The following is a 16,196-nucleotide window of genomic DNA, read 5'->3' as shown; positions in this document are numbered from 1 at the left end:
GTAGATAACTTTGTTGTTCGAAGAGCATTGGCTGCTCACGCAGCCAATAGGATGTTATTGCCTATTGACAGGCAGAAGGCTCATATGTGTTATTTTTGCCTTCCTTTACAAAGTGCTTCGAGGCATCCACAAAAAGTACGTCGTTGTTTTCACGCTTCTGCTTGAGCACCAAAATCACAGTTGGGATGCCCGTACCAAAGAAGATGTTGGCAGGTAAACCGATGATGGCATCAATATGGTTGTTCTCGATCAGTTGCTTGCGGATCTCGCCCTCTTCCCCACCACGGAAAAGTACACCGTGTGGCAGTACAATGGTCATGATGCCATCTGGCTTTAGGTGGTATAAATCATGCAACAGAAACGCAAAATCGGCTTTGGTTTTTGGTGCTAAGCCAAAGCGTGCATAACGCGGATCGTTCTCTTTGTTTTCTGGGTCCCACTTTTGTGAATACGGCGGGTTAGAGACCACTGCATCCACATACAGAGGTTGGTAAGACTCTTGTGGATTGCTTTCATCAAAGTATGGCCAGTCATCTTCTAGCGTATCACCGTTACGGGTGGTGATGTTATCTGGCAAAATACCACGCATGATCAAGTTCATACGAGTTAAGTTGTAGGTACTTTGCTTAAGCTCTTGTGCGTAGTATTTGATGTCATCTTTGCTCTTAGCGTATTTGGCCACTGAGCTACCAATGTTAATCAACAATGAGCCTGAACCACTGGTTGGGTCGTAAATCTCAATCTCATCTTTATGTTTGAGCTCGTGCGCGGTGATTTCAGACATCAATAGCGAGACTTCATGCGGCGTGTAGAACTCACCCGCTTTTTTGCCCGCGTTGGCGGCAAACTTTTCGATCAGGTATTCATAGATGTAACCCAGCACATCATAGCCAAGGTTCCCCGTCATCGGGATGGCTTTAATGAGGTGAAGTAAGTCGCTGATTGCTTTGGTTCGCTTACCAGAGGTTTCCCCCAGTTTGCTCAACCCCGTTTCTAACGTGGTGAAGATCCCTTCAAACAGTTTTTTATGTTTTTTATTGATTAGACGGTTAAAAGCCGACAATGCATCGCGAACATTCGACTCATCAAACTCTGTACTTGAATCCACCCACGTCGAGAATAGGTTGTCATAGGCAATGAAGTACCCTTTCTCTCTTCGAATATAATCTACTGTTTCTGTGTCATCTTCGACCAATGCTTTGATGTCATCCTGTGTCATCCCTTGCTCGATAAGGAAGCTTACTTGGGTATCGCTCAGATATTTCTAGAAAATGAAGCCTAAGATGTAGTCTTTGTATTCGTTTGCTTCGATTTTTGAACGCATCTGGTTGGCTGATTCCCAGATTTTTGCTGCAAGTTGTTGTTTATTCATGTTCCGCTCAATTCATTTCTACTGTTGGGGCGACTTTGAAAAGATAGTCGCCCATTGAAGTAATTCGGTATTTTTGAGATTAGTCAGTCTTAGCTTTTTTGTTCTTCTATCCACGCTTCAAGGTCTTCACGTTTGAAGCGCCAAGAGCCGCCAACTTTGAAACCAGGAAGCTTTCCTTCGCTTGCTAATCTGTATGCTGTTTTTTCGGCCAACTTTAGGTAAGCAGCCACCTCTTTCAAGGTTAAAATTTGGTCTACCATTCAGAGTGTTATCTCATTTTGGTTTTATTGTTCAGAGTTAATAATGAGAGAATATGAGAAAATTGGGGAATGAACAATGATATAGTTAGCGCATTGTGCACGGCTTCTAATTAGTTGGTTACATAGCAACCTCTCTGGTTAACAAGCGCTCTTTAATCCACTTCTCCACTTGACTTTCCCCACTGGCAATTCCCCGTTACCGCAAGAGCACATATGCGGAAACAATAATTCTTCTCTGTTGCTGTAAATGGTTGTGCGGGCAACTCCAAACTCTTCCTACAAAAGGGGGGATCCAGTATGGACACTTGTTTGTAATGAATTGGTTTGTGCTCATATGTAAAGATTCAGAGAGATATTGTTCGATAAAGCCACGGCTTATACCTTGCTAGTTACTGCTTTTAAGATGTTCAGTACAAGACTGGTAACACCAATATCAAAGTATCTAGATGAGAAAGTGCAAAGCTTTAGAACTAACAGTCCCTTTAAAACCCAGTCAGGGAGAAATCCCAGGGGAAAAGTGCCACTAAAACCAAGTTCAGGAGAAAACCTAGGGGAAAAGTGCCACTAAAACCAACTTCAGGAAAAAACCAAGGGGAAAAGTGCCACTAAACCAATCAATCGGAATCATCATCTAAATTGCATCACATAGAAGACCGTCGTTCCTCCACCTAAAAAACAATTTAATTCAATCACTTGCCTTTATGTGTTAAATCCTGGATCTGCTCATTACTTTATGACCTCTTTCAAACTTAGTTGAGTGTTGAGTTTCAAGAGTATCACTAAAATTCTCTCAGGAATCCCACTAAAAAGCCCCTTTCAATCAGTAACTTAACTATCAATAAATCAGTCCCAAAATTGACTGTTGCTTCATCTCTCATTAGAGCTTTAATTAGGGTTGGATTTCAGGAGTGCCACTAAAGTTTTTTCAGGAGTGCCACTAAAAAGTCCATTATAATCAGTGGTTTATCTATCACTAAATCAGTCCCAAAATTGACTGTTGCTTCATCTCTCATTAGAACTTTAATTAGGGTTGGAAAAGTACAGATGCGGATCCCGACATGAAATGGGCTTCATTATCACAAGTTCACCCACATACGAAGAGTGTCAGAGATTTTTAAGTGTATATGTACAGAGAGCAGAGTACTGTGAGAGGAACTTGCACGGGCGTGAGAGAAAGTTGCGTTATTGTGAGTTGTTTTTTTGCAAGCAACTGACTGCTACAACCCAAATAGAAGAAATGCGTCTATTGTTCCTTATACTAGTAATATAATCATATTACTAGTTCTAATGGTTATAATAGTTATAACACACTTTCGATTGCTTATCAAAAAAACCACCCATAAAAACAACAACTTAATTTGACATATTGAAATGTTTTAAGCAGATTCCCTGATGAAAATCACTTCCGAACAATGATCCACCAAGTTCATTCCTTGCTTTGTTTGTTAGAACCAAAGCCATCTGATTGCATTGATACTCATCATATACCAGCATGACAAAGTCATGCTGAACTCAAACCAAACAAAATTCGAGTTTTGACCAAACCCTCTGTAAAAAATAATCCCTGGATCACTGCCCGTCTTTGACGGGGCCTAAAAGCGCGGATCCCCGAGGAGCGCGTTTACTTAGTTTGTACCTACCTCATGAGAGCACTTTTTAGATCTCAATTTAACAGCCTGCATTTGCCGTTTGACTTAGTCTAGATCAGTTGCTTTTGAGCTATTGATTCAGATGAAAAGCCAAGTGCTCGATACCCTTTTTCTCGCTTGCTGAACATCCTGAGCAACATTGGAATTTTTGCATCAATGTAGTCGATCACTTTCACCTCCTCTTTTCCTTTGTAATCACGCTGTATGCGCCCTACATATTGGATTAACGATCCTTTCCAAGATACAGGCAACGCCAATATCAAAGTATCTAGGCGTGGAAGGTCAAAGCCCTCTCCTACAAAACGTCCTGTGGCAACAATGACTTGTGTACTGCCTAGCTTCGACATCACCTCAGCTTGCTGCTTTTTCTTCATCGAGCCTACTAATATTTGATGTGTGATCCCCACATCATTGAGCAAACCAGCAATGATAATGGCGTGCTCTCTCCGCTCGGTTAACACGATCGGAACTCGGCCATTAGAGACCTCTTTTTGAATTCCCTCGACAATGGTGGCGTTACGTATAGGGTGAAGCATTAACCAACGATAAATCTCAGAAATATGAGGTTTAGGGTCATTCGAAGTTAAATGCAAAGGCACTTCTAGGTTTAGCTCTCGGCGATCCAGCACCTGGGCAAACTGATGGTTTCGGTCTGACTTTATGGTATGTCTTACTCTACCGGCTTGCATAAATATGATCGGTTGATGTCCATCTCGCCTTTCAAGTGTTGCACTGATCCCAACGACGTACTTCGCATGCGCTTCAGATAACACCTGCTCATATTGTGGTGCTGATAGATGGTGGCATTCATCCACAATGATTTGACCATATTCTTTCACCAGTGCATGAACACTATTGTCGCTTCTGTTGATCAAACTTTGATAAGTCGCGATATCAACTTGTCCAGTCGGTTTCTTCTTGCTTCCTGTATATACGCCGATATCGATACCTTGAGTGAACGCTTTTAAACGCTCTTGCCACTGGTCAACAAGCTGTTTGTTATGCACTAAAATCAGAGTATTGACTCCTCGCCTTTGTATTAGACCAATTGCTGTTACCGTTTTACCAAAGGCTGTCGGAGCATGAAGAACACCAATATCATGCTGCATTAGCTCATCAATCGCTTTACTTTGAGCTGAGCGCAAAGAGCCAACAAATGTCATGTCCGTTAGCACCTGACCAGCAAAACGATTATCCGTAACTTGGAGAGCAATTCCTAATTCTAAGCAAATAGCCTGTAAGTCATCCCAACAGCCCCTCGGCAAGCTCAAGTAACCACTGTCTAATTCCGCCAAGCATATAAAACGCGCAATTCCGTTGGTTGACAAACGTAGCCCTTGGGCTTTGAAAAACTTAGGATTCGAAAAGGATGCCAATTTTTTAAACTGAGCAATTAGAGGATTCGGAACTTGGCTGATCGGTAAGTACAATCGGTTAGCAAGAACGATGTCTAACGCCTTAGGTTTGTCTGGAATGGCAGTGCTTGTGTTCACTGTTCGTTCCCAGGGCTTGATTGTTGCGCCATCTTCACCATCATTTCGATGGTCCACTCTGCTTTCAAGAAGTAATTCTATTTTCTCAATAGATAATCGTCCCGTCGACGCTAACACCTCCCATTGATCAGGGTATGGTGTAAATGAGTGATCAACAAACACCGAGTTTCCATTTAAACGAGCTTGTTTTTGTAACGGCAAAGCAATCAGATTACCAATTCCCCCGATAGGTAGTACGTCTTGATTGGGGAATAGGCGGTCATAGGAATCAAATGACAAAGCACCATGAATTTTCATGGCTTCATCAAGTAAATAGAACCCTAATTGTCGAGCTACTTTTGCGTCAGTCTCCTGTACAAAGAAAATCCAGACATGTGCCCCCTGACCAGAGCGAGATCGTTCTAATAAACAATCGATGCCTTTTAGTTTGCACACTTCGACATAAGCAAGAGAGGCTTCTTGCCAATCACTTTTATCAAAATCAACCGCTAGTAACCAACAGGTATTGTTCGCCAGCATAGGATACAAACCAACAACCTCTTTGCCAGTAAGGTGGGCATACATAGCATCGTCACCTAACGGCTTGAATGCTTGGTTGGGGCATTCCAAACACTTTACTTTAGGTTTACCGCATACACCTTGATGCCACTCATTTTCGCAAGCAATCGCATAACCACTTCTACCTTGTTGGTTCTGCCACCTATGCGCATAGCATTGAGTATTGCCTTTAAAATAACTCTGATAGATAGACAGTTTTTGCTGAGGTGACATTTCACATGCAGCTTCCTTGTCAATCGCTTCCTGCGTCAATAGACGCTGCTTCTGCTGTTCAAGTTGAGCCAGCTCCTTTTTTAGCTCATGAATCTTTTGTTCAATTAGCTCAAGCTCATCCATATCTAGCCCCGACAATTACATCACTTTCATGCAGTTAATAATCGATTGTATAAAAGACAATACGAAAACAAAGGCACAATTCATAACCTATCTAACATATTTATAAAGCATTCTTGCCTAAAATCAGTACATACCGTCGCTAAATTGAGAGTTATTCACGCTTTGATGCTGCTTCAACATGTGCCTTTCGGCTTAAGAATCCAAGAGCAGACATTCGTTGATGTCGCTGATGTTGTGCGAGGGAAGAATTGCGGCTGTATATGCCCTTCTTGCCACATGCCACTGATTGCGAGACAAGGTAAAGAAAAGCAATGGCACTTTGCTCATGCGAGCCGCAAGGTTGAAGGAACTGACAAAGAATGTGATTTTTCTTTTTTTGTTTCTGTGCGCATGATGGCGAGACAAGTTATAGAAACTGGTATATCAATTGTTCTTCCTGAGTACAGAAGTTCTCTAACAAAACAAGCGAAAGGAAAGTGTTTCACAGAAGATTTTTTGGTTGCTAAATCATCCACCATCTTACTTGATAACGTCGATAAAGAAGCTTTATTTGAGAAATGTATTGTGGATGTAATGGGCAAAGTCGGTGAATTCAGCTTTGTTATTTATTTCACCCACCCAAACCGTCCACTTCCAAATGAATTGCTCACACCACATAACAGGCAATGCGGTGTGCTCGAAATCAAGCTGGATGATACACATCACCTATTTACACGCGATAAAGTGTCAGGGACTCGGCAACTGGACAGACTAAAAGATTACCTTCAAAACGATGTCGAATCTAAAGTGTGGGTATTTCATCCGCGCTACGCTCAGTTGGAACAAGAAGCGACTGAGCGATTATCCTTAAAGGCATCTCAGTACACACCACGACCTACTCCGAGCTTTCGTAATGACCAATATCGTCATCGCAACCAGAGGAATGTCAACCTTCACAGATCCGACTCATGGCAATCAACAACGAAAGCTGTCCCACCTACACCTATACCAAAACGTTCAGCTCAATTTGAGTGCATCATGTGTCAATGCCAGTGGCAAGTTACGCTACCTAGTACACCAATCTGCCCTAAATGCCATAGTCACCTATACGCAAGTGAGGTGTCATCAAGATAAGAACCACATCAAGCGTTCATTTTATTCTTCTGTTCATTTTTTATGAACAAACCAAAAAAATGAACACAGCCAAATACTATTCTTAGTTTTTGATTCTCAAGACTGGCACTCTGAAAACGGCTAATGAGTAGTTAAAGTTACATAATCAAACCAAAACCCACACAATGAGTAGCAAAGGTGTCAAAGGCCTAGTTACTTATATGGCCTAACATACAACGATAGTGAAGTAATCATTCACGCAGAATAATCCATTTCTATACCGACTCGCAGCGAACACCAATCAGCAAACCACTGTCTTTCATAGCAGACAAGTTAACTTCGTAATCGGTGGATTTAGTGTTGGCAAGGTTAGGCTTGAGATTGTTTAGAAATGCAGTGGTGAGACGTTGTAATTTGCTCATTTAACCTCCTGAATGTCTTGGGTTATTCAGGAAGTTAATATGAGTTTCAAGGGTGGTTTATTACGGGATAATGCTAAAGCTTCCTATCACATCAAAGGTTTTGTTTTTAAGTAAACTTCGTGTCTACCAAATGCGGAAAATCGACTATCTTCCTTGCTAAATACGTAGCCATTTTTTTCAAGCTCGCCAGTCATCCATTGATAAGTAGCAAACGCTGAAACTAATCCTAAAACAATGCATATCCCAATGAAAAAATTACAGAAGCTTTGTCCTTTACTTCCCCATACTACATCGGCTTTTTGTCCCGTATACAATGAGATCGCAAACGCAGCACATATAATAACGACTAATCCTAAAGCCCCTACTGGCATCCATAGAGCATAAACATTTATATCTATTACTTTTTGAAAGCTAGTAATATCACTTATGGTTTTAAAGACTAAATAGATACTGTATAGCCAAGCACCTCCTAAGGAAGATAAAAGAATACATCCTGAAATGGCTACTTTTGTACGATTAACGTTAGTCAACTGTCGCATTTTTTAAAGATCCCACTACTTTGTCAGAGATTGCCCACTCTTCAAATATCTCATCAACAATGATAGATACAACAATAGCTAAGGCTACGCCAACTAATACTGGCGTAGCACTAAAAGCAGCACCAAACAGAATTAATGCAGCCTCACCAGCACCAAAAGCGATCAAGGCTTTGAACATGTCAACCCCGACATTTCCAAACCAATCAACCAAGTAAAATTCATCATTAAATACCAGCTCATTAGTATTGATTGCTGCCGACAATACAAAGGTAACAAGAGCACCACCTTTAGCTGCGGTAGCACGACTTTGAGGGGTTAAACCAAGCTGAATCACTTTAGGGTTGCTTGTTCTATATTTATGGCCGTTGACTTTGAGGCGAACCCCATTAACTAATACATGCCTTAAGACTCTGTCGGAATTATTCTTTGTTGTAATCGCAATATACTCTTTCCCTTTACTCTCGAAAACAGCAGCTTTTACACCAATATCACCAAACTGTTTCACTAACTCATACGTCTTGTAGATAGCAACACCATGCCCCGCCCACGAATTAGCTTTATCAACGGTTTTAAGAGCATCAGTCCCGTCTTCTTCCCAAAGACTTACCAAGGTATCGTAAGCATCCTCAGGTGTTAGTATGATCGCTTTTTTATGATTATCTTCAAGCTCCCTCTTCAAAATAATTTCATACTCTTCACCTGTAGTGAAGTCATACGGTGGCCAATACAAATTATCAGGGTTTACGACAGGAACAGATTTCATCGCAGCTTCAGCATTAGCTAATTCTTGATTCATAGCTTGGACAGCTAAACGTGAACCGTCAGGTGTTTTAGGCGAAACATTCACAAGGGGATTACGAACCATTCTAGGGTTAACTGCCTTTGCCCTTTCATGTTCATACAAAGCAACGGCTTCATCATAACTCACACCATATTCATTATTCTGCCAAGTCATTGAGTGCCTTGGTGGAAATGGATACCCCTTGCCATCATGGGAATTGGGATCCACAACTTTCTTTGGAGTATCTCGATTTACGGGATTACGTCTAATGTGCTGATCTTCTTCACTTTGAGCATGGAACGCTTCAATAGCCTCATCATAGCTCATTGAAGCATCACGCCAGTACCAGTCATGGTGCCTAGGTGGGAAAGGGTAATTAAAGTCGTAGTGATGTTCTCGCTCTGACTTTAGAGAGGGATTCGAGTCTTCCATAGCAAAACGTTTCATTGGTTACTTTTTTATTCATAGCATTATATGAAACACTGACGCCCAAAGAGCGCCTAAAGATATAGGTTAAATAACTATTTAACCTGTCACTCTGCCTAAAACTAAAGATTTGCGATATTTATTCACATTGTTTACCACATTGACGATGACCCAGAGGGGAATGTATGACTCCATTCTATTAATTCATCAACAAATTAGGTTGTTATAGTCATTTAGCTCCTATGAATATACAAAGGATAGTGCGCTTAGCTTTTTCCTCAATACAATGGGAATGACTAGCTCTTAATTAGCTGTAGGTATACTGTACACAAAGGCCACATTTACAAACTCAGCCAGGTAGAGAAATTGAAATTTTACGCAGTATCTGATTTGCACTTGGATTTACACGGTATCCATCGGAGCTTCTGGCATAACTTCGATAATGACGCTGTTTTGATTATTGCGGGTGACACCGCCAATGCGCTCAATGGCATTGCGTATGTAAAAAATGTTCTTTGCTCTTACTTTAAAGCCGTTGTCCTCATTGCAGGGAACCACGAGTGGTACGGTAGTAAAAGTAAATCTTATCATTCTGGTTATCTGCACAGACAAGTTTCAATCAACTCCGAAAACGGTATTGATGTTCAAACATACTCCCCAATAGCAAAGCTTAAGGTGCACAGTGACACAACTGCGAACTTGTTTTTCTGGATAATGAATCAATTGATTTAGACGGTTGTACCATTTATGGCGGCACTCTCTTTAGTTTCCTATCACACATACTCGCCTGAACTAATAGATGCGTACTCAAAACTGATGAATGATACAAAGTACGTCAGCCATCAAATGATTGAAGAGCAGCACAAGGCATTCATTAACAACTTTCCAAGGAAAGTTGATATAGCGATATCTCATCATCTTCCATCAAAAGAAGCTTTTGCTGTCGAGCAAAATGCCAACAGCGATTATGCTCCGTACTACCAAGCTAGTTTGAGCGACGAGCTGATCTCTAAAGCACGATACTGGATTTCAGGTCATCAACACGATCCAGTGGAAAAGATCATTGCAGGCAGCACCACTTTCATTTGCAATCCAAAAGGCTCTATCCCACTCAAGTCAGGAGGCTTGAAGATCAAGGCATACTACCTTTAAAGGAAAATGTTTTATTTGATTTATGAAAGCCTTTGGCTTTCACCTCCCAACCATTCTTTGTTTGTTCATTGATTACCTCCATTTAATTTTAACGCCATAGAAAAGTGAACAATTACAATGTATTACCTGCAAGCATCAATCTTTGTTGAGCCAGCCCTGCTTCAGCTAAAGACTAGCTTGTCCAGATTGACATTTGCTTATACTGAGTATGAAGCACTCACAATATACTCATTACTGCGCCTCGCTCCCCCACATAATCACGCGCACACCAAAATGCACTTTTACGCGCATGAAAATGTAAAACAAAACATTTTCATGCGCATTAAAATGTTTAGTCTTGCATTTTATCGCGCATTTTTATGTAATAAGCATCGAACATGAAATCGCTATCACTAAGGTGGCTAGATGAAACGAACATTGCTTGAAAACCTACTCACCTGGAAAGGCAAGCCAACCAGGAAGCCTCTACTGATTGACGGAGCTAGACAAACTGGCAAAACATTCTTATTGCAGGAGCTATTAGGTAGTACATTCGAAAATGTCCTAAGGATCGATTTTTTAGAGAGTCCTGAGTTAATGGAAGCTTTTGCTGGATCTTTAAATCCTGATGACATCATCACCAATATTGAACTCTTAACAGGGCAAACCTTCGAACCATCTACAGATCTACTTATTTTAGATGAAATTGGTGAGTGTCCTAGAGCGGTTACCGCACTTAAATACTTTGCAGAAAAGGCTCCCAAAGCTTATGTTGCTGCAAGTGGTTCCAATATTGGATTGCTCACCTCCTTCCCTGTTGGAAAAGTTGAACAGCACAACTTAAGGCCACTGACTTTTAGGGAGTTTTTGTGGGCATCTGGAGAAAAAGCTCTTCAAAAAGCGTTTGACCAAAAGCTGGGTTCTTCTGCGGCTCATTCCAAGTTAATCGAACTGCTAACTGATTATTACTTCGTTGGCGGCATGCCTGAAGCTGTAAACTCATGGTTCGAAAACTCTCAACTCAGCATCATTGACCGAATTGAAGCCGTCTCTGAAGTCCATCGAAACTTAATTGAGGGTTACATGCGTGATTTCGGAAAATACTCTGGAAAAGTAGATGCACAACTCATCGAGTCTGTATTTAGAAGCATCCCAGCCCAGTTATCTTCGGTATTCGATGACTCCGTTAAACGGTTCAAATTCAGAGGCGTTCACGAACGCAAATCTCGATATGCTGAATATGAAAGTGCGATCACATGGCTTCACAAATGTCGACTTGCGCTAAAGAATCATCCTATTGAAGGACAACCTCGTTCTCCTTTAGCTGCTTATCAGAAGGAAAATGCAGTTAAGTTATTTCTATTTGATGTAGGCCTGTTGAACCATATGCTCGGCACGGGTTACCGTGAAATCAAACAGCAAGGCTATGAATACAAGGGATATGTCGCAGAAAACTATGTTCAACAGGAAATCGCCGCACTAGGTATTGAACCAAGTTTCTCTTGGGGAGACGCAAGGGCTGAGATAGAGTTCATCATCGCTGATGACCTAGGCCGTATTGTGCCTGTAGAAGTAAAGAGCGGTAAGCGAACCCGAGCGAAATCATTGCAGTCTTACATCGAAAAGTGCAAGCCCCACAAGACGATCAAACTTACAGGCACTCAAGGCTCTCCAGCAACAGAGAAAGAGCACATAGTGATGCCACTTTACTACACTGAATACTTACTTGATCACCTAAAAGATCTAGATAAAAGCTAAGTGAGTAAGAACATACTCATTAATACCGAAGAATCCATGATATGGGCAATATTTGGCTCATATCATTTAAATAAAGTGTTCAAACCTTTGGGTCTAAGAGTTGGTCTGATACTATCCTAATCTAGTATGCTAAACTCATTGCTCGACAGTAATAAATCACCTGTTGATGAATAACCATTACATGTAGTTTTAAGATTATTTTGCTATGATTAACACTAACTTTAATAGCAAAATGTTATATTGGGACGCGGGTTCAGTTCCTTCTACAGTAGGAAATTGATGTAACATTTGATGCTACACCAAATTGGCATAACCACATTAATCTGTTGAATTTTAAAATATTGACACTTTAGTTCAACTCCCGCCAGCCAAACGTTTGGAAAGGGCCAACTCGAAAGGGTTGGCCCTTTTTGTATATGCAATTTGCATCTCCCCCCCCCCCTCAATTCATCGCTTTGATTCCAAGCCAAAATCTCTTAGTCTGTGGTTAAGCATTCATCAATGGACATGAGATCATGCTAAAAGGCAGTGAATACCCTTCTATTCGTGCACTTAGAACCTTTGTTGCGGTTGCTAACCATCTGAGTTTTTCTAAAGCGGCAGAGAGTTTGTGCGTGACTCAAGGTGCCGTGAGCAAACAAATTGCGACGTTAGAGCAACTGGTTGGGCTGCCATTAATTCAGCGTGGTCTCAATGGTATTGAGCTCACAGAAGAAGGAAAACGTTACTTACCCAAGGTGACCGAAGCGTTGGAGATCATCCAACATGCGACGGCAAGCTTGATTCAAACCGACACAGAGCAAGAATTATTGGTGGTCGATGTCACGCCTTCTTTCGCCAGTTTGTGGTTGGTACCGAACATTGATGCCTTCCATCAACACCATCCTGATATCCGCGTTAAAGTTCGTACCAGTGATGGTCCAATAAATCAGTTAGATGTAGACAGCGACATCACCATCCGTTGCCTTCCTCTTTCTAGTCACTACGAGCATGGTCGATTGTTGCGTCAAGAAACGCTGCTGCTAACGGGCTCATCAAGTTCTTCAACGTGTAACGACAAACAGTCCATTGCGAATTTCGCTTTTATTCCTCAAACAACGCGCCCGCAGTTGTGGGAGCAATTCAAACTAGAACAATCTCTGCAAAGCGCGATTCATTATCACCCTGTCGGTCATGAGCATTTCTATCTTTCTTATGAAGCGGTAAAGCTTGGCAAAGGGCTTGCCCTCTTGCCTGATTTTATGGTGCAACAGGCGATGTCGAGAGGTGAGGTCCACCACATCCAACAATTGAGTATGCATAGCCATTATGGCTATTACGTATTTGTGCCGAACTACCGTCTAGCGGCGCGAAAAGTCTCGCTGTTCAATGATTGGCTATTTACTCAGCTTGGAGAAGGCGTCGGTTAGATAGCGACTCCGCTTCAATTTTTCAATCTGTGGTTGAAGCCAGCACATCAAAAGATATTCGCGTTACACTGAAGGTGTTGCCAACTGTAATGAGGGTTTATGACGTTATCTCCTGCCTTTCTGCGTAAAATCTGGTACTCCCCTTCTGTCAATCTTGGTCTGCGTGCCACCAGCGCGATTGTTCTGTTCATGGGGTTGGGTGTGCTATTCAACCAAATCAATCTCGCCATGACGGCTTTAATGACCATGCCTGCAGCCTTGATCAGCGGTTTAGACACTGCTGGTCCTAGACGCTGGACACGCTTTGCAATTACCGCTTTCACGTGGAGCATTACGCTTGTCATCAGTTATACTCTGCTGAATATGGGCTTACCGCTGTGGCTGACTTACGGCGCGATGGGAGCAATATTGGCGAGTGCAGCAGTGAATGGTCCGTTTTGGGGCCGTCTTGGCATGTCTAGCTTACTGATCGCGGTCGTGAGCTTGTCGCTACATAACTCCAGCGCAGTACTTAGTCTCTATCCGATGCTGGTGCTGGGGCCACTCACTTTTGCGCTGTTCAGTTGGCTTTGGTTTGCCTTATGGAAACATTACGCGCTGCGTGTTTGTCTTTCAGCGATTTACGAGACGCTGGCGGACTATATTCAATATCGCCAAGCTTTTTTACTTGGAAGCGAAAACGATGCCCCGAAACGACGCATCAAATATCAGTTGATTGAACTGTTTCAGCAAGCCCTACAATCAGAATCTTTTCGCTCTAAACATGAAGATGCCAACTCTCTACGTCAGGCTTTGTTTTTGGCGCTCGATACATTTGAAGTCGTCTTGAGCAGCCATACTAGCAACCCTGATCTACTCAAGCAATTTCAATCCAGCAAATCGAAACGAGATCTGCTCTTGGTTTGGAGCCAACACTGTCAGCAAAGATTAAGACACAAAGCCAAGCAGCTTTTGCATAACACGCATGAAGAGATGGAACACTTAAGCTCACTGGAGCAGGAAGCCCATGATTTGATTGAGGCAGTGAAGCTAGAAGACCAACCTCGCTTTCGCTACTGGGCATACGCGGTCAAGCATATTTCTCGTAGTATTGAGCTCAATGAACCTGCTTATGAACGCTCCTTTGAGGTGCAACCATTCGAGCTGTCTTTTCGTTTACCAAGTCGAGGCAACCCGATTTGGCGCCACGTGACTCGCGTTGGTTTGATGTTTGCTCTTGGCGCTGGGATTGCTGAATACTTTGAATTGATTCGCCCGGATTGGGTGTTGATTTCCATGTTGATGGTGATCCAGCCGAGCTTCTTAGCAACCCGAAGTAAAACTTGGCAACGCTGTTTAGGTACGGCGCTTGGGGTATTGTTCGCCACCTCATTGATTCAGCTAGGCGTACCAACGACCATCCTGTTTGTGTTGATCGCAGTTCTATTACCTGTCGCAATGCTCAATATTATGCGCCATTACTCGCTGGCGATTGGCTGTATTACCGCACTGTTGATTTTGGTTTATCAGACCATGGCACACCAAGGGCTCGACTTTGCCGCACCTCGCCTGATAGACAATGTCGTCGGTGGCGCAATTGTCTTGCTCGGTTATGGCTTATTGTGGCCGCAGTGGCGAGGTAAAGAGATTTATACCCAAGCATTAAAAGCACTCGATAGTTCAAAAAGCTTATTTGTGTATTGCTATGAGCAGTTACAAGTCGACACAGAGCAACGTGATCACATGGCGCTCACTAAGCAACGTGCCGCTATGCTCACCGCTGAAAGCGACCTTGAACTGATTTACAACGAGATGCAACAAGAGCCAAGGCACACTCGTGCCGATCCGCATTATTATGAAGATATGCTGAGCCATTATCGCTTGTTGAGTCACTACCTTTGCTTGCTGCTCCCTCTAGTGAGAACGGGGGCTCATTACCAAGGCTCACCGCAAGTTGAACGCCTTATTCATGATGCGATGGATGCGTTGATCAGTACGATTCGTGACAATCGCGTACATGAACTGCCAGCGCTGAGCAATAAAACCGGTGCCGATCATCCCTCTTCAACGGCTGGTCAACGATCTGTCGAAGAGATCATCTGGTTGGCATTGATGACGATTAAACAAATGCACGACTTAGTAAGGCGTAACCTAAAAGACTAATTACCCAGCACTATTATCAACGGCGTGTCAGATTTTACTGACGGAGACCAACGTCGATTGACCCAGCGAACTAACAGGAGTATCACTCCAGCTTCGTTCCAGTTTTGTTAGAGGAAAGCGTTTGGAACACATAAATGAATTATTGATGGCGATGAAGCCATTACTTGAGCAATATGGCTATCTCGCCCTTATCGTCAGCATCTTTCTTGAAGGTATTGGTATTCCGATGCCGGGGCAATCGCTGATGATTGCGGCGTCTATCATCTCATCTGAGCATGTCATGAACCTTAGCTTAGTGATGATAGTCTCTTGGTTGAGTTGCTTTTTTGGCAACACGTGCGGCTACCTGATTGGCTACTACTTTGAAGGTTGGTTAGACAAGAAAGGCTATATTTCTGGCCCCAAAATGCAGAAGCTACAAAATACGATTCAGAAGTATGGTCCTGCTTGTTTAGTTGTCAGTCGCTTTGTTGAAGGGATGAAGCAGTTTATGCCGCTTGCTTGCGGTATTGCTAAGATGCCGCGCAAAGAGTTCTTGTTGGGTAACGCGCTTGCAACCACCATTTGGGTTGCCGTATTCAGTTTGCTCACCAACTTTACGTTTGAGCACTTGAGCGTCCTTAGCCAGTTCTATACCGATCATCGCTACGTGGTTTGGTCTAGTGCAGCACTGCTGTTCTCACTGATGATCTTCGCACTTCTCAAACGAAAAAAAGCGTAAATGCTCTAAACCAATGTAATTCCGCAAAGGCTCACGGTATCAATAAGATATGTTATGTGAGCTTTTTTTATTGGTCTTTTGGATTAAAATAACGTATGCGCCCCATG

The 16,196-nt window shown here is 42.5% G+C and carries 10 protein-coding genes and 2 pseudogenes; 6 read left to right on the top strand and 6 right to left on the bottom strand.

Going from position 1 to position 16,196, the window contains the following annotated elements; translation table 11 throughout:
• Positions 1 to 73: 73 nt before the first annotated feature.
• The 3 genes and pseudogenes from KIV40_RS23015 to KIV40_RS23005 form a co-directional block, all read right to left on the bottom strand.
• A pseudogene (locus KIV40_RS23015) lies at positions 74 to 1,372 on the bottom strand (type I restriction-modification system subunit M); the annotation flags it as partial.
• A gap of 89 nt (positions 1,373 to 1,461) precedes the next feature.
• Entirely contained in the window at positions 1,462 to 1,632 is a 171-nt protein-coding gene (locus tag KIV40_RS23010) for a helix-turn-helix domain-containing protein (protein WP_258476957.1), read from the bottom strand.
• Between the two features lie 1,699 nt (positions 1,633 to 3,331).
• Complete coding sequence (locus KIV40_RS23005; protein ID WP_285351504.1) at positions 3,332 to 5,668, bottom strand: DEAD/DEAH box helicase; 2,337 nt, start codon at positions 5,666 to 5,668, stop codon at positions 3,332 to 3,334.
• 165 nt (positions 5,669 to 5,833) lie between these two features.
• Here KIV40_RS23005 and KIV40_RS23000 point away from each other — a divergent pair, with 165 nt between their 5' ends.
• Positions 5,834 to 6,781, top strand: a complete 948-nt coding sequence (locus KIV40_RS23000) for a competence protein CoiA family protein (RefSeq protein WP_285351502.1) — start codon at positions 5,834 to 5,836, stop codon at positions 6,779 to 6,781.
• 254 nt (positions 6,782 to 7,035) lie between these two features.
• Here KIV40_RS23000 and KIV40_RS22995 read toward each other — a convergent pair whose 3' ends face one another.
• The 3 genes from KIV40_RS22995 to KIV40_RS22985 all read right to left on the bottom strand — a co-directional run bounded on the left by KIV40_RS22995 (position 7,036) and on the right by KIV40_RS22985 (position 8,949).
• The gene (locus KIV40_RS22995; RefSeq protein WP_265988410.1) at positions 7,036 to 7,182 is read right to left on the bottom strand and encodes a hypothetical protein; all 147 of its coding nucleotides are present in this window, start codon (positions 7,180 to 7,182) and stop codon (positions 7,036 to 7,038) included.
• 86 nt (positions 7,183 to 7,268) lie between these two features.
• A complete protein-coding gene (locus KIV40_RS22990) occupies positions 7,269 to 7,721 on the bottom strand; it encodes a hypothetical protein (protein ID WP_285351499.1) in 453 nt (150 codons plus the stop codon).
• On the bottom strand, positions 7,705 to 8,949 hold the full coding sequence (locus KIV40_RS22985) for a hypothetical protein (protein WP_285351497.1): 1,245 nt from the start codon (positions 8,947 to 8,949) through the stop codon (positions 7,705 to 7,707). Before KIV40_RS22985 ends, KIV40_RS22990 begins: the two co-directional genes overlap by 17 nt.
• Positions 8,950 to 9,294: 345 nt before the next feature.
• Between KIV40_RS22985 and KIV40_RS22980 the strand changes: the two are divergent.
• The 5 genes and pseudogenes from KIV40_RS22980 (at position 9,295) to KIV40_RS22960 (ending at position 16,089) form a co-directional block, all read left to right on the top strand.
• Positions 9,295 to 10,080: pseudogene (locus tag KIV40_RS22980) on the top strand (metallophosphoesterase).
• Between the two features lie 405 nt (positions 10,081 to 10,485).
• Positions 10,486 to 11,817: an AAA family ATPase gene (locus tag KIV40_RS22975; protein ID WP_285351495.1), complete on the top strand. Its 1,332-nt coding sequence runs from the start codon at positions 10,486 to 10,488 to the stop codon at positions 11,815 to 11,817.
• A 515-nt stretch (positions 11,818 to 12,332) separates the two neighbouring features.
• Positions 12,333 to 13,226 (top strand): LysR family transcriptional regulator, encoded by an 894-nt coding sequence (locus KIV40_RS22970; protein ID WP_285351493.1) that lies wholly within the window; start codon positions 12,333 to 12,335, stop codon positions 13,224 to 13,226.
• Positions 13,227 to 13,325: 99 nt separating this feature from the next.
• Positions 13,326 to 15,368 carry an FUSC family protein gene (locus tag KIV40_RS22965; protein ID WP_285351491.1) on the top strand — a complete coding sequence of 681 codons (2,043 nt, stop codon included), beginning with the start codon at positions 13,326 to 13,328 and terminating at the stop codon, positions 15,366 to 15,368.
• A 145-nt stretch (positions 15,369 to 15,513) separates the two neighbouring features.
• Positions 15,514 to 16,089 carry a DedA family protein gene (locus KIV40_RS22960; protein ID WP_012127117.1) on the top strand — a complete coding sequence of 192 codons (576 nt, stop codon included), beginning with the start codon at positions 15,514 to 15,516 and terminating at the stop codon, positions 16,087 to 16,089.
• Positions 16,090 to 16,196: the final 107 nt, after the last annotated feature.

The organism is Vibrio sp. D173a, assembly GCF_030248475.1.
This window is presented reverse-complemented; position numbering and strand designations above follow the sequence as displayed.

Excerpts from the sequence above, each read along its gene's own strand:
- KIV40_RS23005 (WP_285351504.1), bottom strand. The coding sequence starts at position 5,668 with ATGGATGAGCTTGAGCTAATTGAACAAAAGATTCATGAGCTAAAAAAG.
- KIV40_RS22960 (WP_012127117.1), top strand. The coding sequence starts at position 15,514 with ATGGCGATGAAGCCATTACTTGAGCAATATGGCTATCTCGCCCTTATC.
- KIV40_RS22975 (WP_285351495.1), top strand. The coding sequence starts at position 10,486 with ATGAAACGAACATTGCTTGAAAACCTACTCACCTGGAAAGGCAAGCCA.
- KIV40_RS22995 (WP_265988410.1), bottom strand. The coding sequence starts at position 7,182 with ATGAGCAAATTACAACGTCTCACCACTGCATTTCTAAACAATCTCAAG.
- KIV40_RS22970 (WP_285351493.1), top strand. The coding sequence starts at position 12,333 with ATGCTAAAAGGCAGTGAATACCCTTCTATTCGTGCACTTAGAACCTTT.
- KIV40_RS22985 (WP_285351497.1), bottom strand. The coding sequence starts at position 8,949 with ATGAAACGTTTTGCTATGGAAGACTCGAATCCCTCTCTAAAGTCAGAG.
- KIV40_RS23000 (WP_285351502.1), top strand. The coding sequence starts at position 5,834 with ATGCTGCTTCAACATGTGCCTTTCGGCTTAAGAATCCAAGAGCAGACA.
- KIV40_RS22965 (WP_285351491.1), top strand. The coding sequence starts at position 13,326 with ATGACGTTATCTCCTGCCTTTCTGCGTAAAATCTGGTACTCCCCTTCT.
- KIV40_RS23010 (WP_258476957.1), bottom strand. The coding sequence starts at position 1,632 with ATGGTAGACCAAATTTTAACCTTGAAAGAGGTGGCTGCTTACCTAAAG.
- KIV40_RS22990 (WP_285351499.1), bottom strand. The coding sequence starts at position 7,721 with ATGCGACAGTTGACTAACGTTAATCGTACAAAAGTAGCCATTTCAGGA.